This window comes from Vibrio sp. JC009, assembly GCF_029016485.1.
Classification (GTDB): domain Bacteria; phylum Pseudomonadota; class Gammaproteobacteria; order Enterobacterales; family Vibrionaceae; genus Vibrio.
The window spans coordinates 172468-191392 of sequence record NZ_CP092106.1; the positions used below are offsets into that span (position 1 = coordinate 172468).

Annotated in this window: 17 protein-coding genes; all 17 read left to right on the plus strand. The window is 38.4% G+C overall.

Going from position 1 to position 18925, the window contains the following annotated elements; genetic code table 11:
* The first annotated feature begins 101 nt into the window (after positions 1-101).
* The 17 genes from rfbB to L3Q72_RS00895 all read left to right on the plus strand — a co-directional run bounded on the left by rfbB (position 102) and on the right by L3Q72_RS00895 (position 18915).
* Positions 102-1166 carry a dTDP-glucose 4,6-dehydratase gene (gene rfbB / locus L3Q72_RS00815; RefSeq protein WP_275130812.1) on the plus strand — a complete coding sequence of 355 codons (1065 nt, stop codon included), beginning with the start codon at positions 102-104 and terminating at the stop codon, positions 1164-1166.
* Positions 1167-1169: 3 nt separating this feature from the next.
* Entirely contained in the window at positions 1170-2045 is an 876-nt protein-coding gene (gene rfbA, locus L3Q72_RS00820; RefSeq protein WP_275130813.1) for a glucose-1-phosphate thymidylyltransferase RfbA, read from the plus strand.
* Between the two features lies 1 nt (position 2046).
* Complete coding sequence (rfbD, locus tag L3Q72_RS00825) at positions 2047-2919, plus strand: dTDP-4-dehydrorhamnose reductase (RefSeq protein ID WP_275132056.1); 873 nt, start codon at positions 2047-2049, stop codon at positions 2917-2919.
* Between the two features lie 7 nt (positions 2920-2926).
* Positions 2927-3478, plus strand: a complete 552-nt coding sequence (gene rfbC / locus L3Q72_RS00830; protein WP_275130814.1) for a dTDP-4-dehydrorhamnose 3,5-epimerase — start codon at positions 2927-2929, stop codon at positions 3476-3478.
* 283 nt (positions 3479-3761) lie between these two features.
* Complete coding sequence (locus tag L3Q72_RS00835; protein WP_275130815.1) at positions 3762-5156, plus strand: mannose-1-phosphate guanylyltransferase/mannose-6-phosphate isomerase; 1395 nt, start codon at positions 3762-3764, stop codon at positions 5154-5156.
* 7 nt (positions 5157-5163) lie between these two features.
* Complete coding sequence (locus L3Q72_RS00840; RefSeq protein ID WP_275130816.1) at positions 5164-6540, plus strand: phosphomannomutase CpsG; 1377 nt, start codon at positions 5164-5166, stop codon at positions 6538-6540.
* A 1-nt stretch (position 6541) separates the two neighbouring features.
* Positions 6542-7339, plus strand: a complete 798-nt coding sequence (locus tag L3Q72_RS00845; RefSeq protein ID WP_275130817.1) for an ABC transporter permease — start codon at positions 6542-6544, stop codon at positions 7337-7339.
* Positions 7339-8571 carry an ABC transporter ATP-binding protein gene (locus tag L3Q72_RS00850; protein WP_275130818.1) on the plus strand — a complete coding sequence of 411 codons (1233 nt, stop codon included), beginning with the start codon at positions 7339-7341 and terminating at the stop codon, positions 8569-8571. The genes L3Q72_RS00845 and L3Q72_RS00850 overlap by 1 nt, the downstream gene beginning before the upstream one ends.
* The gene (locus tag L3Q72_RS00855) at positions 8555-10576 is read left to right on the plus strand and encodes a glycosyltransferase family 1 protein (protein ID WP_275130819.1); all 2022 of its coding nucleotides are present in this window, start codon (positions 8555-8557) and stop codon (positions 10574-10576) included. The genes L3Q72_RS00850 and L3Q72_RS00855 overlap by 17 nt, the downstream gene beginning before the upstream one ends.
* Before the next feature lie 17 nt (positions 10577-10593).
* The gene (locus tag L3Q72_RS00860) at positions 10594-10821 is read left to right on the plus strand and encodes a hypothetical protein (protein WP_275130820.1); all 228 of its coding nucleotides are present in this window, start codon (positions 10594-10596) and stop codon (positions 10819-10821) included.
* The gene (locus tag L3Q72_RS00865; protein ID WP_275130821.1) at positions 10822-12189 is read left to right on the plus strand and encodes a glycosyltransferase family 1 protein; all 1368 of its coding nucleotides are present in this window, start codon (positions 10822-10824) and stop codon (positions 12187-12189) included.
* A 9-nt stretch (positions 12190-12198) separates the two neighbouring features.
* Positions 12199-14010 carry a hypothetical protein gene (locus L3Q72_RS00870; protein WP_275130822.1) on the plus strand — a complete coding sequence of 604 codons (1812 nt, stop codon included), beginning with the start codon at positions 12199-12201 and terminating at the stop codon, positions 14008-14010.
* A 28-nt stretch (positions 14011-14038) separates the two neighbouring features.
* A complete protein-coding gene (locus L3Q72_RS00875; RefSeq protein WP_275130823.1) occupies positions 14039-15031 on the plus strand; it encodes a glycosyltransferase family 2 protein in 993 nt (330 codons plus the stop codon).
* Positions 15024-16121 carry a UDP-N-acetylglucosamine 2-epimerase gene (locus L3Q72_RS00880; protein WP_275130824.1) on the plus strand — a complete coding sequence of 366 codons (1098 nt, stop codon included), beginning with the start codon at positions 15024-15026 and terminating at the stop codon, positions 16119-16121. The genes L3Q72_RS00875 and L3Q72_RS00880 overlap by 8 nt, the downstream gene beginning before the upstream one ends.
* Before the next feature lie 3 nt (positions 16122-16124).
* Positions 16125-17204: a glycosyltransferase family 2 protein gene (locus L3Q72_RS00885; RefSeq protein WP_275130825.1), complete on the plus strand. Its 1080-nt coding sequence runs from the start codon at positions 16125-16127 to the stop codon at positions 17202-17204.
* Complete coding sequence (locus L3Q72_RS00890) at positions 17194-17955, plus strand: hypothetical protein (RefSeq protein ID WP_275130826.1); 762 nt, start codon at positions 17194-17196, stop codon at positions 17953-17955. The genes L3Q72_RS00885 and L3Q72_RS00890 overlap by 11 nt, the downstream gene beginning before the upstream one ends.
* Positions 17956-17964: 9 nt before the next feature.
* Positions 17965-18915 (plus strand): glycosyltransferase family 2 protein, encoded by a 951-nt coding sequence (locus L3Q72_RS00895; protein WP_275130827.1) that lies wholly within the window; start codon positions 17965-17967, stop codon positions 18913-18915.
* Positions 18916-18925: the final 10 nt, after the last annotated feature.

Genomic DNA, 18925 nt, shown 5'->3' on the forward strand with positions numbered 1-18925 from the left:
AGCCCAAAGTATCCTACTAATATAGAATCATCCCCTGCTTTATTGGTATGAGTAGGCTTTAACCAAAAAGTTAAGCTGACATTCACTTATGGACAAAAGAAATGAAAATACTTGTTACTGGAGGGGCTGGATTTATTGGCTCTGCTGTTATCAGACATATTGTAAACAATACTCAGGATGAAGTCATAAATGTAGACAAACTTACTTATGCGGGAAACCTAGAGTCATTGAATGACGTTGCCGATAGCTCCCGGTATTCGTTCGAGTTGGTAGACATTTGTAATCGACAGGAGTTAGACAGGGTATTTTCTTATCACCAGCCTGATGCTGTGATGCATTTAGCTGCAGAGTCTCATGTGGATCGTTCAATTGATGGGCCTGCTGCATTTATTGAAACCAATATAGTAGGTACATACACATTACTGGAAGCTGCTCGCTCATACTGGAACAATCTAGGGCAAGAGAAAAAAGAATCTTTTCGGTTTCACCATATCTCGACAGATGAAGTGTACGGAGATCTAGAGGGGACGGAGGATTTGTTCACAGAGAGTACACCTTATGCTCCGAGCAGTCCTTACTCAGCTTCTAAGGCTTCAAGCGACCACCTTGTAAGATCCTGGCAACGAACCTACGGCTTTCCGACTGTTGTAACTAACTGCTCAAACAACTATGGACCATACCATTTTCCAGAAAAACTGATTCCTCTAATGATTCTTAATGCGTTAGAAGGAAAGCCTCTTCCTGTATATGGAGATGGTATGCAGATTCGTGACTGGTTGTTCGTGGAAGACCATGCAAGAGCCCTATATAAGGTGGTAACAGAAGGCGAAGTTGCTGAAACGTATAATATTGGTGGTCATAACGAAAAAGCTAATATTGAAGTAGTAAGAACTATTTGCGACCTTCTTGAAGAGTTAATGCCTAATAAGCCTGAAGGTGTTGAAAAATATCAGGACCTTGTTACTTATGTAACTGACCGCCCTGGGCATGATGTCAGATATGCAATTGACGCAACCAAGATTGCTGATGAATTGGGCTGGAAGCCGGAAGAAACATTTGAGAGCGGTATTCGTAAAACGGTCGAGTGGTACTTGAACAATCAAGAGTGGTGGAGCCGGGTACTAGATGGTTCGTATAGCAGAGAGCGCTTAGGCACAAAAGGATAGAATATGAAAGGTATTGTATTAGCTGGCGGCAGTGGTACCAGGTTGTACCCAATAACAAAAGGAGTGTCTAAGCAGCTATTACCTGTCTACGACAAGCCGATGATTTATTATCCCCTATCGACGTTGATGTTAGCTGGAATTAGGGAAATTTTAATTATTACAACGCCTGAAGATAGTGAGTCATTTAAAAGGCTATTGGGGGATGGTTCTGACTATGGGGTTGATCTGCAATATAAAGTGCAACCATCTCCAGATGGACTAGCTCAGGCTTTCATTATTGGAGAGGAGTTTATTGGTGATGACTCTTGCTGTTTAGTACTTGGTGATAACATTTTTTATGGCCAATCTTTTAGCCGAACACTTCAACAGGCCGCTGCTAGAAATAACACAGCAACAGTATTTGGGTATAGTGTTAAGGACCCAGAGCGATTTGGGGTGGTTGAGTTCGATGAAAATATGAAGGCCCTTTCCATCGAAGAAAAACCAGAAAAACCTAAATCCAGTTACGCTGTTACCGGCCTTTATTTTTACGACAACCGGGTTGTGGATTTTGCAAAGCAGGTTAAGCCCTCTGAGCGTGGTGAGTTGGAAATTACAGCTATTAATCAGATGTACCTTGAAGACGGTTCATTAAACGTTGAGCTGTTAGGGCGTGGATTCGCTTGGTTGGATACTGGTACCCATGAGAGCCTACATGAGGCTTCTTCTTTTGTGCAAACAATAGAGAATATTCAGGGACTGAAAGTGGCTTGCCTTGAAGAAATAGCTTGGCGCAACGGATGGCTTTCCATTGAATGCTTAGAAGAAATTGGGCGAAGTATGATGAAAAATGAATACGGCCAATATTTAATGAGACTAGCCTCAGGGATTAATGAATAAAATGAAGGTTCTCGTAACAGGAAGTAATGGCCAGGTTGGTTACTGGCTGGAAAAGCTACTTCGCGATAAGGCTGATTTATTAGCAGTCGATCAGGATGAACTGGATATCACTGACAAAAATGCAGTATTTAAAACCGTTGAATCCTTTCAGCCAGATGTTGTAATCAATGCTGCTGCGTATACTGCTGTTGATAAAGCTGAAGAAGAAAAAGAGCTGGCGTATAGAGTTAACAGAGATGGCCCTCTGTATCTGGCTCAGGCTGCAAATTCAATTGGTGCTTCAATTCTTCATATCTCAACGGACTATGTATTCCCCGGGAATAAAGAAGGTTGTTATATTGAGCAGGATGTTACTGAACCAAGGTCTGTTTACGGGGCAAGTAAGTTAGCTGGTGAACAGGCTGTGCGTGAAAATTGTCACCATCATATAGTTCTGAGAACTGCTTGGGTATTTGGAGAGCATGGAAATAATTTTGTAAAAACTATGCTTAAGCTTGCGGATAGAGAAAGTCTAAGTGTTGTTGGTGATCAGGTTGGAGGCCCAACCTCGGCGAAAGACGTTGCTACAGTATTAGTTCGGATTGCCAATCTTATCTATCAGGGAGATGGCGTGGTATTCGGTGTATACCATTATTCGGGTACTCCTTATGTCAGTTGGTACCAGTTTGCTGAACAGATTTTTGATAGTGCTCTGGAGCAAGATCTAATTGCTAAGAAGCCAGAATTAAAAGAAATTGTTTCAGAAGAGTACCTGACTCCGGTTGAGCGCCCTAAAAACTCCAAGCTTGATCTAAGTAAGATTGGAGAGGAGTTCAATATTAAGGGAAGTGACTGGAAATCAGAGCTTCTTAACCTTACGAATTATCTAAACTAGTTTGCTTATGAAAATTATTGAAACCAAAATCCCAGAAATAAAAATTATAGAACCAAGAGTGTTTGGTGATGAGCGAGGTTTTTTTATGGAAATCTGGCGAGATAATACATTCGAAGATCTGGTTGCAGGTAAACCGGTTACGTTTGTTCAAGATAATCACTCCAAGTCAACGAAAGGGATTCTGAGAGGGCTTCATTACCAGACAGAGAATACTCAAGGGAAATTGGTTCGCGTAGTTTCCGGGGAGGTGTTTGATGTGGCTGTTGATGTGCGGAAAGATTCTCCGACATTAGGTCAGTGGGTAGGAGTCTACTTGTCTGCTGAAAATAAAAGGCAGTTATGGGTGCCGGAAGGTTTTGCCCATGGTTTCTATGTAACAAGTGACGAAGCAGAGTTCGTGTATAAGTGTACGGATTACTACAACCCTAAGGCGGAACATACAGTTCTATGGAATGATTCCGATATTGGGATTGAATGGCCTGTTATGCCTAACGAGCTTCCTGTCTTATCCGAAAAAGATAAGTTAGGTATCAAACTATTAGAATCGGAGCTTTTGTAGGTGTAGCACCTGAATAGCAGGTTTGTGTCTTTTGCTGTAGAATCGGCAGAATTTTACCTTCGCGCATTAAGGCGAATATCACATAACGCTATGAATTTGCATGTGGGGAGTGTTACCTAAGGGCGGTAGCGTGCTGGAAAACAGGATAAATATGCTCGTGTTACTTGGCTTGAAATGAATTAGGAAACCGAAATAACCAACGTAGCACTTTCTGAAGTCCCTACTGTGCGGGGGGAGCTTACCCTGATGAATTATCTAACAATATGAGAAGTAAGGAATATTGATGTTTTTACCTGTAATCATGGCGGGAGGGGCGGGTTCTCGTCTGTGGCCATTATCACGCTCTTCATTTCCTAAACAGTTTTTATCTCTTGATAGTAAAAGTTCGCATACAATGTTGCAGGCGACACTGGATAGAGTTGCTGATATGGATGCCTCTGATGCAATAATTATCTCGAATGAGGAGCATCGGTTTATAGTTGCAGAGCAATTAAGGACGCATGGTAGCAAAGCAAGAATAATCCTTGAGCCAGCGGGAAGAAATACGGCACCAGCAATAGCATTGGCAGCAATCCAGGCTTTAGAAGGTGGAGAAGATCCTGTGATGCTTGTTTTAGCTGCTGATCATATAGTTAAAGACAAGCCAGCCTTTCAAGCGTCGGTCTTAAAAGCTTTAGATGAAGCTCAGAAAGGAAACTTAGTTACATTCGGAATTGTACCGACTGCTCCTGAAACTGGGTATGGCTATATCCAGCGGGGAGAACCTGTAGGAGATGGTACGTACTCGGTTAAACAGTTTGTCGAAAAGCCTAAACTAGAAGTAGCAGAAAAGTATTATGAAAGCGGCCATTATTACTGGAATAGCGGGTGCTTCATGTTTAAAGCCAGTGTCTATTTGAAAGAGTTAGAGCGTCACTCTAAAGATATTTATCTTAGCTGTCAGAAAGCTTCAGAGGAAACAAACTCAGACCTAGACTTTATTCGTGTTAATGAAAAAGAGTTTTTGAAATGCCCTGACGACTCAATTGATTATGCGGTAATGGAGCATACCGAAAAGGCTATAGTTGTCCCGCTAGATGCTGGGTGGAGTGATGTTGGCTCTTGGTCGGCGTTATGGGAGGTTTCAGAAAAGGATCAACAGGGTAATGTATATCACGGTGATACTATCCTCAAAGGTACGAAAGATTGCTATATATACGCCCCCAACAAATTAGTTGCAGCTGTTGGGCTGGAAAATGTCGTTGTTATTGAAACTAAAGATGCTGTACTGGTTGCTGACAAAGATAAGGTTCAGGAAGTTAAAAAGATTGTAGAGCATTTAAAAGCAGAGAGTCGTGCAGAGTATAAAGAGCACCGAGAACAATATAGGCCTTGGGGCAAGTCTGATGCGATAGATAAGGGACAAAGGTATAAGGTTAATAGAATTACCGTTCAGCCTGGAGGTAAGCAGTCATTGCAGATGCATTACCATAGAGCTGAGCATTGGGTTGTAGTTTCCGGGACTGCAAAGGTAGTAAAAGAGGGTGTTGAGCATTTGATTACAGAAAATCAATCGTTGTATATCCCTGTTGGCGTTAGCCATATGATCGAAAACCCAGGGTCTCTTCCTTTAGAGTTGATAGAAATTCAGTCAGGTTCTTACCTTAATGAAGATGATGTAGTACGTATTGAAGAGTGAACTTGAAGTGGAAAAACTAACTTGTTTTAAGGCCTATGACATTCGTGGCCAGCTAGAAAAAGAAATCAGTGCGGATATAGCTTACCGAATTGGACGAGCTTTTGGTCAGTTCTTACAAAAGAGTGGAACGGAAGAAAAAACGGTCGTAGTAGGTGGTGATGTTCGTTTAACCAGTGAGGAGCTAAAGCTTGCATTATCTGATGGCTTGAACGATGCCGGTGTAAACGTATTGGATATTGGATTATCTGGTACCGAGGAAGTTTACTTTGCTACTTTCCATCTGGGTGTTCAGGGCGGTGTTGAGGTTACTGCCAGTCATAATCCAATTGATTACAATGGTATGAAAATCGTTCTGGAAGGATCTCGTCCTCTAAGCAGAGATTGCGGGTTAGAGGAGATTCAAGAACTAGCAGAAAATAATTGCTTTGTAGAGCCGGTAACTAAGGGGAACTATAAGAAAATATCAATCCTGGAAGACTATGTTGATCATCTATTGGGTTATGTTGCTATCGAAAATATTAAACCTATGAAGTTAGTAATAAACTCGGGTAACGGTGCAGCTGGTCACGTAATTGATGAGTTAGAAGCTAGATTTAGAAAACTAGATGTTCCTCTGGAAATAGTGAAAGTGCATAATGACGCTGATGGAAACTTCCCTAACGGCATTCCTAATCCACTTTTACCAGAGTGTCGAGAAGACACTGCTGCTGCTGTAAAAAAACATAATGCTGATATCGGTATCGCTTTTGATGGGGACTTTGATAGATGTTTCTTCTTCGATGAATATGGAAACTTTATTGAGGGGTACTACATCGTTGGTATGCTAGCGGAAGCATTTTTACAAAAAGAAGCAAATGCAAAAATAATTCATGATCCAAGATTGACATGGAGTACTATCCAAGATGTAAAAAATTCAGGTGGTGTTCCAGTCTTATCTAAGACGGGTCATGCATTTATTAAAGAGAAAATGCGAGATGAAGATGCAGTTTATGGTGGTGAAATGAGCGCTCACCATTACTTTAGAGATTTTGCGTATTGTGATTCTGGCATGATTCCTTGGCTATTAGTCACAGAGCTACTTTCCCTAAAAGAAATATCTCTTTCAGGGGCAATTGAAAGCAAGGTTACGGCTTATCCATGCAGTGGTGAAATTAATTATAAAGTCGCCAACGCAAAGGAGCTAATAAGTAAAATTGAATTTGATTTCGGTAAGAAAGGCAAAATTGATAAAACGGACGGATTAAGTATAGAGTTTGATGATTGGAGATTCAATATAAGAACATCAAATACGGAGCCATTGCTAAGATTAAATATTGAGTCGAAGAGAAATAAACAACTGGTGAACGATAAAGTTTTACTGCTAGAGAGCTATATTAAGGCTTAGTATGTTTTTGAATGTGATAAAAAGTTTATGGCTGTATAGAGAGTTTATCCTAGGCAGTGTGAAAAGAGAGTTCCAGTTAAACTATCAGCGATCTATGTTAGGTATTGCTTGGTCTATTGCAAATCCTTTATCTATGATATTAGTTTATACAGTCATTTTCTCTCAGTTAATGAAAGCTAAACTCCCTGGTATTGACGGGGCATTTGGTTATAGTATTTATCTGTGTTCAGGTATAGTAACATGGGGGTTATTTGCCGAACTTACTAGGAAAAGTATCGGCATGTTTATAGAACATGCTAATTTGATAAAAAAAATTAATTTTCCGCGGTTGTGCTTACCTGTAATAATAACGCTAAATTCTCTTTTAAACTTTTCTATCATATTTTCTATTTTCTTACTGTTTATTATTATATCTGGGAATTTTCCTGGATATAAAATAGTAGCTGTTCTACCAATTTCTCTTGTGCTAATTACCTTCGCTATGGGGTTGGGCTTAACATTAGGTGTCCTTAATGTCTTTTTTAGAGATGTTGGCCAGCTATTTAATATTCTTACACAGCTTTGGTTCTGGGGAACGCCAATAGTTTATCCAATAAATATTCTTCCAGAGTCTATTCAGTTCATCGTAGGGCTGAACCCAATGACCATAGTCATGTCATCTTACCAAAACCTATTTGTAATGGGAGCTTGGCCAAGCTGGACCGCTTTATCTTTCGTGTTTTTGCTAGGCTTATTTTTTTGTAGCATCGCGCTTGTTTTGTTTAAAAAACATGCAGGTGAAATTGTGGATGAAGTCTAATGGGTAAAATAGTGGTTTCTAGTGTTGGGAAGGCGTACAAAATATATCCCAACCGTTGGTCTAGATTAATTGAGTGGTTTACACCATTGGGTAAGAGGCACGTAGATAGGTGGGTACTTAAAGATTTAAACTTTACTATAGAACCGGGAGAAGCCGTTGGGATCGTTGGAATCAATGGGGCTGGAAAGAGCACCTTGTTAAAAATGATAACAGGAACAACAGTCCCAACAAAAGGAAATATCCAGCTAACGGGAAGTGTTGCTGCACTTTTAGAGCTAGGAATGGGCTTCCATCCAGAGTTTACTGGGCGTCAAAATGCATACATGGCTGGGCAGCTCTTAGGATACTCAAAGTCTCAATTAGAAGAGAAAATGGAGTCGATTATAGAGTTCTCGGAAATAGGTGACTATATAGATCAACCTGTAAGAGTGTACTCCAGTGGTATGCAAATGAGATTAGCTTTTAGTGTTGCGACAGCTGTACGCCCAGATATTTTAATTGTCGATGAAGCTTTATCTGTAGGTGATACATACTTTCAACATAAGAGCTTTTCGAGGATTAGAGACTTTAGAGAGCAAGGAACAACTTTATTAATAGTTTCTCATGATAAACAAGTAATACAGGGTATCTGCGATAGAGCCGTCCTAATCAATGGTGGAGTTATTGAGATGGAAGGCAATCCAGAGACCGTGATGAGTTATTACAATGCTTTGTTAGCCGAGCGAGACAGTGAGAAGGTTCTGGTTGAAGCTAAAGAAACTAGTGTTAGTAGTAAAGTTTCTTCTGGAACAGGGGAAGTTGTAATATCCAGTATTTCTGTGGAGAGTCGTTCAGGTGAGAAATTGGATGTTGTTCATGTTAGCCAGCCTATCTCTATTAAAATTAAAGCAATAGTAAAGAAGTCTGTACCTGAGTTGGTAGCTGGCTTTTCAGTTAAAGACCGTTTGGGGCAAGTGGTATTTGGAACCAATAGTTATCACCTCAACCAAACACAATCAAACCTTGAGGAAGGTGACGTGGTTGAGTTTAACTTTAACTTTGCGTGTAATATTGGGGTTGGTTCATATAGTGTTTCAGTTGCTTTACATAGCGGCGAAAATCATATTGATAACTGTTATGAGTGGCGTGATAAGGAGTTGATTTTTAACATTATTAATGTAGATAAACCCATATTCGAAGGAAATAGTTGGATAGATCAAGAGCTAAAAGTTACCTATGAACATAGAAAGTAGTAGCCATTTATCTGTTTTAGAAAATAAGTTAGCGCATGCTTATTTCGAGGAAATAAAGACGATTTCATCTTCAGATGTATATGAAATCTATTTGAAGCCTATATCATCCGTATTTCCTAACTCTATAGGAAATGTGTTAGTCATCAATAGTAACATAGAAAACTGCGTTAGTAATATTAGATCGCAAGCAGGTTTAAATGCGGAGTGTTTTGAGCTGACTGGTGTAGACTCAGATGTTTACGCCGATATTATGAGTTGTCTCGATAATTACTCCAGTAATAGTTTCGAAGCTATTGTACTAATTGATTGCTTTAGTAGGATTTCAAATGAAGAATCTGAACAGGTATCGAAGCGACTTAGTGAAGTGTTGAAGGATGGTGGTATTTGCATATGTAGCTTTGCTAATCCTGATTATTTTTATCGGCAAGGTATTATAGTTAAAAGTATAACTCCACTTTCTTTTGAAAATAGTACAAAATTGTTTTTAAATGCTGGCTTAGAGAAGAGTAAGTGTGTTGATTCTGTTAATCTTTTTAAAGGGAAAGAAAAGGTTGAACATAGAATGCTTCCTACATATCTCTTTGTAGGAAAAAAGAACGGTGGTAATGAACTTGGGATTATAAGCTATGATGAAATGTTTGCTGATCGACCGTTTAGTGGGGAACCTGAATCTACTAAAAAAAATCAACTAGAGATAGCCAAGCTTCACACAGAGTTAACATTACAAAAAAACGAATTGGATCTAATTTACAATAGTCTTTCTTGGAAAATCACTTATCCATTTCGCCGAATTTTTAACGCAGTCTCTTCAGCAAAAAGTTGTATGGAATATGCAGTAAATAAAGATCGCCAGTGTATATACATAGATATATCTCAACTTGTACATGTAGACTCTAAAACAGGAATACAAAGAGTTGTATGGAACATAATCCGGAGTTGGGGGCATGAGTCTGCGGTAGCGAACAAACTAAAACTTATTTATTCCTTTGGGCATGAGAACTGTTATTGGCATGCTACACGATTTGTGGAGGAGAACTTCAGTGATACCAAGATTATATCTGATGTACCAGACGCGGAACCTGTAAAATTTAAGGCAGGAGATATATTTCTTGGATTGGACTTCCAACCAACAGTTATAGCTTCAAATGCAAGCTTATTACAAGATTTAAAGGAGATTGGAGTTAATATTCAATTTATTTTGTATGACATCCTTCCTATCCGATTTCCTCATTTTTTTCCGAAGGTTACGGACCAGTTTAGAAAGTGGGTTGATGTTATATCATCTTCGGACCATGTAATCTGCATTTCAGAAACCGTCAAGAATGATTACGCGCAATGGCTTGAGGAGCAGGGTATTGTAGGTGGTTCGTCACCTAAGTTGGATCACTTTATACTCGGCTCTGACGCTGTCAGTCTGTCAGAAAGTACTCCGGCTAAACTTAGCCAAGAACTCGACTCATTTGTGGCAAATATTCAAGCGAAAAAATCGTTCCTGATGGTGGGTACTTTAGAACCAAGAAAGGCACATGAGCAAGTTTTAAGAGGATTTGAGTTACTCTGGAATAAAGGTGAGGATATTAACCTAGTGATCGTAGGTAAAAAAGGTTGGATGTCAGAAGGATTAGCTCATAAGATATTAGCACATGAAGAGTTTAGCCATCATCTTTATTGGCTTGAGGGAGTGAGTGATGAGCTTTTAAACCGAATGTACTCAAGTTCTTCCGCTCTTATTGCTGCCTCATACGGTGAGGGGGTCGGGTTACCTTTGGTTGAGGCAGCACAAAACTCTCTGCCAGTTATCGCGCGTAATATCCCTGTATTCAAAGAGGTAGCTGGTGAGGGAGCATATTATTTTTCTGATGAACGCTCTCCAGAAACTATTTCTGCATGTATTCTGGACTGGATATCTTTATATAACTTAGGAGCTCATCCGAAACCGGCACTTGTTCCACGAGTATCATGGAAAGAAAGTGCAAAGAGCTTATTAGATTTAGTACTAAAATAAATTATTGAAGAGTGACAATGAGTATTATTAAGCGACTTCTAAGAATTTTAATTGAACTTATTTCAACATCTCCTTTTTTAAAGAAGGTTGTTTTAAAAACCCTTGATAATAAACTAGGGGAAAAATTACTTAACAAAGTAAAACTGATGTTTTCTTCTGAAGTTGAAGTAGAAAGAGCATACATGGATCCTGAGGCCTATAAAATATATAAAAAAATGAAGTGCCTAAGAAGGGGGTGTAAATAAATGAAAATAGTAATTGATTTGCAGAGCCTTCAGTCGAGCAGTAAGAATAGAGGGATTGGCCATTATACAAAGTCTCTATTAACTCAAATTTCTAGCGATTGGTCGGACCATGAAGTCATTCTATTGCTGAATCGTTTTGATAAAAAAAACATAGAAGATCTTTGTTTTGAGCATGAAGACTTCTTCACACAATTTAAAGTCGTTTTTTTTGAAGGTTTAAATGGTTCTGTAGAATCGTCGCAGGAATACCTTACTAGAGTTAAGCTATCTGAAGAGTTACGTCACACAGCTATAGAGGCATTGAATCCTGACGTTGTACTGATTACATCTCTGATCGAAGGTGGCTCAGAAGAGTTTGCGTGCTCGATACCAAAGGTACGGAACTATAAAGTTGGCGTGATTGGTTATGACTTGATCCCGTTAATAAACCCAGACATGCACTTGGTGATTCCAAATGTTAAACAATGGTATATGAGAAAGGTAAATCAGTTTCATAATGCTGACATCATATTTGCAATATCTGATAGTGCTAGAAGCGAGTTTATTGAGTACTTAAATATATCACCAAACTCTGTAGTAAATATATCCTCAGCCTGTAGCCAAGATTACTTTGAAGATGTCGAGGAAAGTGAAAGAAAACGTTGTTTAGAAAAAATCGGGATCAATAGTCATTATATTCTTTACAGCGGTGCCTGTGATGAAAGGAAAAATCTATTTAGACTTATAGAGGCTTACTCTAAGCTTGATGAGAGTATTATTGAGAATAATAAACTGGCTTTAGTGGGAAGATATAGCGAGGTAGATAAAAAGCTTCTTTCTAAATACGTAAAAAAATGCGGGCTAAGTAGTGGTAATATTATTTACACTGGCTATATAAGCAATAGAGAACTGAATGTTTTATATAGTAAATGTAGTTTGTTTGTTTTTCCATCATTGCATGAAGGCTTTGGCTTGCCAGTTTTAGAGGCAATGACTTGTGGGGCGCCGGTGATTTGCTCGAATACATCAAGCCTACCTGAAGTGATAGGGATTGAATCCGCAATGTTCGACCCAGAGAATGTTAAGGAAATAAGAGATTTAATGCAACTCGTGTTGACAAATAGCGACAAGAAAAAAGAGCTTCTTGAAAATGCAGAGGTACGAAAACTTTTATTTAGCTGGAAAATAACGACAAATAGAATTTTAGAACATTTTTTGGATATGAAAGTTGGATATAGTAGTGACTCGTTAGTATCAGATGCGGAAAAACACATGATAGAAAAGCTTACTGAGAAATGTGACGAGTTAAATGCAAGTGATACTCTCATGAGAGAGGTTGCTTGTAGTATAAGTGCCAACAGTCAATATATTAAAAATAATTACCTTTAGAGCATATTTATGTCAATAAAACGAATGGAAGCTTTAGCTATATACTTGTTCTTTATAGCACTTGGTGTTTGGCGATATAGCGACGTAATTTTCTCTCAGACTATGTCTTTGGCAAATAGTGGAGATGGTATTGCAACTATAGCTGGTATTTTTGCTGTATCTGAACAAGTACTTGGGTATGACTCTAGCCTATTTATTAGTGATATGTTTCAATTTGAAAGGCATGGAGGTTTGCTTGCTCAGCCTGGGCCCTTTAGTCAAATTTGGAAGATTGTAGATGTGGTCTTTGGGGGGCTATTTGAACCTAATACCGCATATGATGTGGTAGGTATGCTGGGTTTCGTTCTTGCTTGTGCTTGTGGCTACAAGTTATTTTCATACATTAATTTTAACAAATTTGCATGCATAATCCTCTCTGTGATAGTTGCGTCACTTGATGTGACTCTTATCCGCTCGAATAGTCATCTTTTTGGAGTTGGGATGTTTTTTATACCAATTCTAGTCGTACTGTACACTATGAAAGCTGGAAAAGAGGTAGATAACAAGATCATTGTAATTTTAGCAATTCTGCATGCTGTTAATTTTAATACTAATGAGTACTATGGTTACTTTGGAGTATTTTTCACCACATCGTATCTTGTTGTTTCTTGGCTTATTAAAGTAAAAGATATCGAGATACGGGGGCTCATCAAAAGCCTATTGATAGGCTTGTGTGCATTTCTTGTTTTGATGCTCTTGCTTTACCCTACAGTCCTTTTTGAACCTATTGCCTCAAAACTCACTTCTTTCGGTGCAAATGAGGCCGCAGCTAAGAGTGCGGAAAGCCATCATGTTCATGATTGGAATTCCTTCTTAATTTTTTCCATTTCTAATATCTATTCTATTTTTGAGCCAGATAATGCAATACTCGCTCGATTTATTAATATCGACATATTCAAGAATGAATTGTGGGAGATGACATATAGGATTGGTTTAGCTATTCCGCTTTTTATTTTTGTTATCACTTATACTGTGTTGTTGAAGGATAAGGAAAAAATTATGGCGGATCTTCAGGTGATCGGTCCGCTAGTTATTTCTAGTGTTGTGATGTTGTGTCTGTCGTTACATCCTTCATTTTCGTTCTCATTGGTTCCTTTGACCTATAAGATTGCCCCGATGTTTAGGGTCTCCACCAGAGCACTATTATATTTTGATATATGTATGCTTGTTATGCTTGCTTTGTCTCTAAAGTGGCTTGTCGTAATCATAAAGGAAAATATTAGCAATAAAATAGCCTCAGCAGTGTTGGTTGCTCTGATTGTTGGTTTTGTTGGGCTTCTTTCATATTCGGACTCTTCGAAAATCAGTATAAAAGGCAAGTTGCCGGCCTTATCGTTACCTATTGTTGATGTATATAGAGAACTTGGAGAGCTTCAAGATGGAGTGCTGATGGAGCTTCCTTATCACTCGCCGAAAACAGCAACACCGGAAGCTGTATATGAGTATTTATATAACAGGGTTGCTCATAAGAAGCCTATCGCCAACCAAGTTTATACTGGCTCGAACAATACCAAGTACCTGGATGACATTCATGATTTCTCTGAAGCGGTGAATAATCTGGATGACCAGTTATTAAACAACCTTGTAGTGGGTGGATTGAGGTACCTGGCGGTTAAGAAGGATATGGACGAAGTTATTGAAGTGATTGAGCGCTCAGAGGTGTTTGGTTTGGTGTCAAGTGACGAGCGTACGAACGTTTATGCAGTTAAAGAGCAGGCTAAGTTGCCTAGTGTAAGCATCCAATATTTTGTTTTTTCAAATATTGTAGCAAGCAAAGACTAATATGGTAGATTTAACAGGTGGTACAGGTATGAGTAAGAATAACAAGAAAAAAGTTAGCATTGTTATTCCTGTATATAATGAGCAAGATAATGTAGAGTTGCTTGTTGAAAAGCTCGGTGGTATTGCAACACAGGAAGACAGCTACTTATGGTCAATTCAGTTTGTGGATGACTGTAGTAAAGATGCAACCTGGGATAGGCTTAAAGAGTTAAAAAGTGATCACTTAGAGATATCAGCGATACGTTTTTCTACTAACTTCGGTAAAGAACCAGCGCTGGTTGCAGGGTTGCAGGAGTGCACAGAGTCAGATGCTGTGATTTTTATGGATGGTGACCTTCAGCATCCGCCAGAATTAATCCCCGTATTTTTGAGGAAGTGGGAAGAGGGCTACCTAAATGTATCAGGAGTGAGGAAAAAAGCTGAGGACTATTCCGCTTTTAAGAAGTTTGCATCAAGTATATTTTACAAGTTAATGAATATATTTTCTGATGTAGATATTCCTAAAGGGTTAACGGACTTTAAATTAATAGACAAAAAGGTTGTATCAGAGTTTTTAAAATTTAAAGAAAAAGCACTGATGTTCAGAGGGTTGATAGAATGGATGGGGTTCAGCCGAGCTTATATAGATTTCGAAGCTCCATCTCGTCACAGTGGCGAAGTATCGTATTCGTTCAGGAAGTTGTATCGACTAGCTTGGAATAGTTTTACATCCTTTTCTCTTTTGCCATTAAAAGCTGCCGGAATTCTTGGAACAATTATTATTTTTTGTTCGAGTGCCTTACTATTATTTATGGTTATTACTGAAGCATTAAATACACAAGTTTTTACCGCTATGGGTTATTTTGTAGTGTTTAACACCTTATTGACGGGAATTGTATTGTCAGCTATCGGATTTACAGCTATTTATATAGGAAGAATACACGTGCAAGTGGTTGATAGACCTTTATTTATTGTAGAGAAAGGTTTCTCCGAAAAAAATAAAGAAAAAGAAGAAAACCAAAGAGATAAACAAGATGATTAATGTTTTTGTTGGCACTACTGCTGAGTTAATAAAAGTTTTTCCCTTGATGGTAGAGCTGAATAGAAAGAAAATTCAATATCGTCTAATATCAAGCGGTCAGAATGATATTCGTCATTCTGAGTTATTCGATCTATTTGATTTAGAAAGACCAGATATTGTATTTACTAATTCCAGTCATAAACAATCAGCACTGGGTTTAATAATATGGTTCATATCGACACTAGTGCGCGGTTATAATCAATTACGAAAGTTACCACGAACCAGTAGCGAAGTTATGGTCGTTCATGGTGATACAGTTTCAACCGTGATGGGGGCTATGCTTGGTAGGCTTTTAAAAATGAAGGTAGCTCACGTTGAGGCCGGCTTGCGTTCATATAATTATCTGAATCCATTTCCAGAAGAAATTGACAGGGTTATTACTTCAAGGTTAGCAAGTATACACTATGCACCAAACGATTGGTCTTGCGGGAATTTAGGTAAGGTAAAAGGTGAGGTAGTCAATACCCAGGAGAACACACTTATTGATGCTCTCAGATTAGCTAATGAAGTGAAAACCTCTAGTCCGGATTTCATGGATAAGTTGCAATCTCATGATTACTTCGTATTTGTTGTACATCGCCAGGAAAATCTTTTTGATTCAGACTTTGTAAAGTGGATCGTTGAAAGGTGCATCGAGGAGTCCAAAAAAACTCATTGTGTCCTAGTCTTGCATGAGCTTACTCGAATTAAGTTGGAAGAGTTAGGTTTACTTGAAATTCTGGAGAAAGCGCCAGATGTGACTTTAATTCCACGGCAGCCTTATGTTCAGTTTATGAAGGTACTATCAGCTTGTTCTTATATGGTAACTGACGGTGGGAGCAATCAGGAAGAGTCTTATTATTTAGGAAAGCCCTGCTTGATTCTCAGAACGCATACGGAAAGGGTTGAGGGGCTTGATAAAAACGTTATTATCTCTAATAAAGAAAAGACACTAATAAACAAGTTCTTTGATAATATAGATGGCTATAGATTGGACAGTAAGCTCAATACTGAGCGCCCATCTGAAACAATTGCGCAGCACTTATCTGAGCTGGCTGGAAAGGTAAGGTAGCAAATGAGTGATGTATTAAAACAAGTCACTATAGTCATAGCGACCTATAACTCTATGCATGTGCTTCCAAGAGTAGCGGATGCTATCGATGCTCAAACCTTTCCTCGGGAGATGATTGATGTTCTGTTGGTAGATGGTGGATCTACTGATGAGACTATTAAATTTGGTCGCTCTAAAGGTTATACTGTGATTGATAACCCTCGTACGGAACCTGTATACGCAAAATATTTAGGTTTCCATAAGGCAAAAACGAAATATTTGATTTATCTAGATCATGATGAGGTTTTTGAAAATGAACGGTGTATAGAAGATCAAGTCAGCTGTGCTACCAGGTTAGGAATGAGAGTAGTATTGAGCTCTGGCTATGTTAACCCCCCTGGCGAGCATGCTATTAATGAATACATCAACGAATATGGAGATCCTTTTAGTTTTTTTATATATCGACTATCGAAGTCTCCAAAATACTTTATCAAGGAAATGGCTAGTAAATATGATATCGAGGAAGAGAACAGTGATTGCTGTATAGTAAACTTTGGTGAAGAAGGGCCATTACCGCTAATAGAGTTACTTGCTATGGGAACTCTAATCGATCGAAGTTACTTCAATAGTGTATTTTCTGATTATGTTAAGAATGCAGAAAATCTTCCACATCTCTTTTATTTTCTAATGAGTAAGGATACTAGAGTTGGGATATGTAAAAAACATATGCTGGTACATTACTCTTCTGAATCCATTCAGGGATATCTGAAAAAAATTTCATGGCGAATATATAATAATATCTATCATAGGGATGGTGTGGGGGCTGCTGGCTATTTAGTGAGAGATAAACTGATGGCCAAGCGTGCAAAAAGCATTGACAAAATTAAGAAGTATTTATTTATTCCTTATGCGTTGCTAATTGTTCCTTCAATAGTAGATACACTGTATTTGATCTGTTCGCGTAGGAAGTTGGTTTATGTTCTGCACACGCCATTATCTATATATGCAGCATCGAAGATAGTATTTAATCAGGTGCTGTTTCTATTTGGTTATAAGCCAAGGCTTAAAAGTTATGACGGAACAAAGGTAATTGATGATGATTGAAGTTGTGTCTTTGGTGAATTTTGATAACCAAGATAGAAGTAGATATTTAAGAGAGTCTTTTGGGAGCTTTTACCATTATAATGATGTTGATATCAGACATATAGTATTCGATTCTTCACAAAGGGTGGGACGCCAAAAAGAGTACTATGATAAATATGATATTGAGCTTGTTCATGCTCCTGGGACATCTTATTCTCAACGTTTAAAGATGATTGAATCAAAGGTAACCAATGATTATTTCTTATTCCACCCAGATGATTTCCGCTGGATCTGTCCATACCCACTAGCAGATGTTATTAATAATTGCAGAAAACATAATATTGATCAGATAAAAATGGTGTGTCGGGGAATGGAGTGGTTTTCTTCCCAAAATCCTGCTCCCAAGCCATGGTATGAAGGTAACCAAGTCGTCACAGGAGAAAAGCTTGAAGAATGCGATGACTTGTTTATATCCAGGCGGCAATGGAGGAGAGACTTTCACGAGCAGTTTTCACTGTCATGCACTATCTCCAGAACAGAGTTTTTTACGAAGCTATGCGGGAGGCTCAGTGATAACATTTTTTCTCCTGGTCAGGCTGAGAAGCATGCATATGTGAGACTGTTTTTCCAACGGTACCTCACTGCGTATTATAAAATGCGTATACCTGTATTTCATTTTGCCGAGTATGATATTGAGGGTGATCGCACGTTAAAAGATATGCTTATAAAAGATAACTTTAGCCTATATAATAAGCTTTATAACAACAAATAAAGGTAAAGAATGTCAAATATAGAAAAAGACTTAGTTAGTGTTGGGATTCCGACTTATAATCGGCCTGAAGAGCTATCTTCTGCAATAGAGCTGATTCTAAATCAGACGTATGAGAATATTGAAGTGATTGTGTCGGATAATAAATCCGAACGTTCGGAAGAAGTTAAAAAAATAGTTAGTAAGTTTCAAAGTTCTGATAATAGAATAAGGTTTTTTCAACAAGAAACAAATATTGGTTCAATAGGAAACTTTAAGTTTGTACTAGGGAAGGCTACAGCTGATTATTTTATGTGGGCAGCTGATGATGATGAGCTTGAGCCTAATTACATCGAAGCTTTAATGGATAAATTAACCTCTGAAAAAGGTTCAATATTTGTAGTATCCGGATACGATGTTGTAGATCGAATGAAAGAGCCTGTGATTAAAACAGACTTTACTCAATATCTTTTTGATATCCCAGGAGGTACTCCTTTTGAACGTATGAGTAATTACGTGCGTCAACCTGACTATCAAGGGAAATCGAAGATCTTATGGGGTATCCATAGAATTTCGACTCTCCGAGAAGCCTTTGATGAAGTATTTGTAGGCTTGCCTGAACGATCAAATATTACATGGGCTGAGTTACCAGTTGAATTTCGCTTACTTGCGAAGGGCAACCTATCAATTGTTCCTGATGTACTTTTCCACGCAAATCTGTTGCCATCATCAGAAGGCTTACGTGAGGGGGAACTATTCAATAAGAGGGAAGTAGAGATATGCAGAAGATCTTATGATGCTTATAGAAGGGCTGTAGAAAGTAGTATTCAACTTTCTCCGAAGGAAAGGGCTACTTTGTTTAGAATGCTAAAAAAAGAGGAGCTTATAGTTATATCCAGAATGGTTGCTTTTGGAGCAATCAAACGCCTATCCCCTAACTTAGCAAGAAATATTAAAAAAATATGGATGATGCTTCTTAAATAGTTATTAAACT

Bases quoted from the DNA above. Each gene is read 5' to 3' on its own strand.
- rfbB (WP_275130812.1), top strand. From the start codon at position 102: ATGAAAATACTTGTTACTGGAGGGGCTGGATTTATTGGCTCTGCTGTT.
- rfbA (WP_275130813.1), top strand. From the start codon at position 1,170: ATGAAAGGTATTGTATTAGCTGGCGGCAGTGGTACCAGGTTGTACCCA.
- rfbD (WP_275132056.1), top strand. From the start codon at position 2,047: ATGAAGGTTCTCGTAACAGGAAGTAATGGCCAGGTTGGTTACTGGCTG.
- rfbC (WP_275130814.1), top strand. From the start codon at position 2,927: ATGAAAATTATTGAAACCAAAATCCCAGAAATAAAAATTATAGAACCA.
- L3Q72_RS00835 (WP_275130815.1), top strand. From the start codon at position 3,762: ATGTTTTTACCTGTAATCATGGCGGGAGGGGCGGGTTCTCGTCTGTGG.
- L3Q72_RS00845 (WP_275130817.1), top strand. From the start codon at position 6,542: ATGTTTTTGAATGTGATAAAAAGTTTATGGCTGTATAGAGAGTTTATC.
- L3Q72_RS00850 (WP_275130818.1), top strand. From the start codon at position 7,339: ATGGGTAAAATAGTGGTTTCTAGTGTTGGGAAGGCGTACAAAATATAT.
- L3Q72_RS00855 (WP_275130819.1), top strand. From the start codon at position 8,555: ATGAACATAGAAAGTAGTAGCCATTTATCTGTTTTAGAAAATAAGTTA.
- L3Q72_RS00860 (WP_275130820.1), top strand. From the start codon at position 10,594: ATGAGTATTATTAAGCGACTTCTAAGAATTTTAATTGAACTTATTTCA.
- L3Q72_RS00865 (WP_275130821.1), top strand. From the start codon at position 10,822: ATGAAAATAGTAATTGATTTGCAGAGCCTTCAGTCGAGCAGTAAGAAT.
- L3Q72_RS00870 (WP_275130822.1), top strand. From the start codon at position 12,199: ATGTCAATAAAACGAATGGAAGCTTTAGCTATATACTTGTTCTTTATA.
- L3Q72_RS00875 (WP_275130823.1), top strand. From the start codon at position 14,039: ATGAGTAAGAATAACAAGAAAAAAGTTAGCATTGTTATTCCTGTATAT.
- L3Q72_RS00880 (WP_275130824.1), top strand. From the start codon at position 15,024: ATGATTAATGTTTTTGTTGGCACTACTGCTGAGTTAATAAAAGTTTTT.
- L3Q72_RS00885 (WP_275130825.1), top strand. From the start codon at position 16,125: ATGAGTGATGTATTAAAACAAGTCACTATAGTCATAGCGACCTATAAC.
- L3Q72_RS00890 (WP_275130826.1), top strand. From the start codon at position 17,194: ATGATGATTGAAGTTGTGTCTTTGGTGAATTTTGATAACCAAGATAGA.
- L3Q72_RS00895 (WP_275130827.1), top strand. From the start codon at position 17,965: ATGTCAAATATAGAAAAAGACTTAGTTAGTGTTGGGATTCCGACTTAT.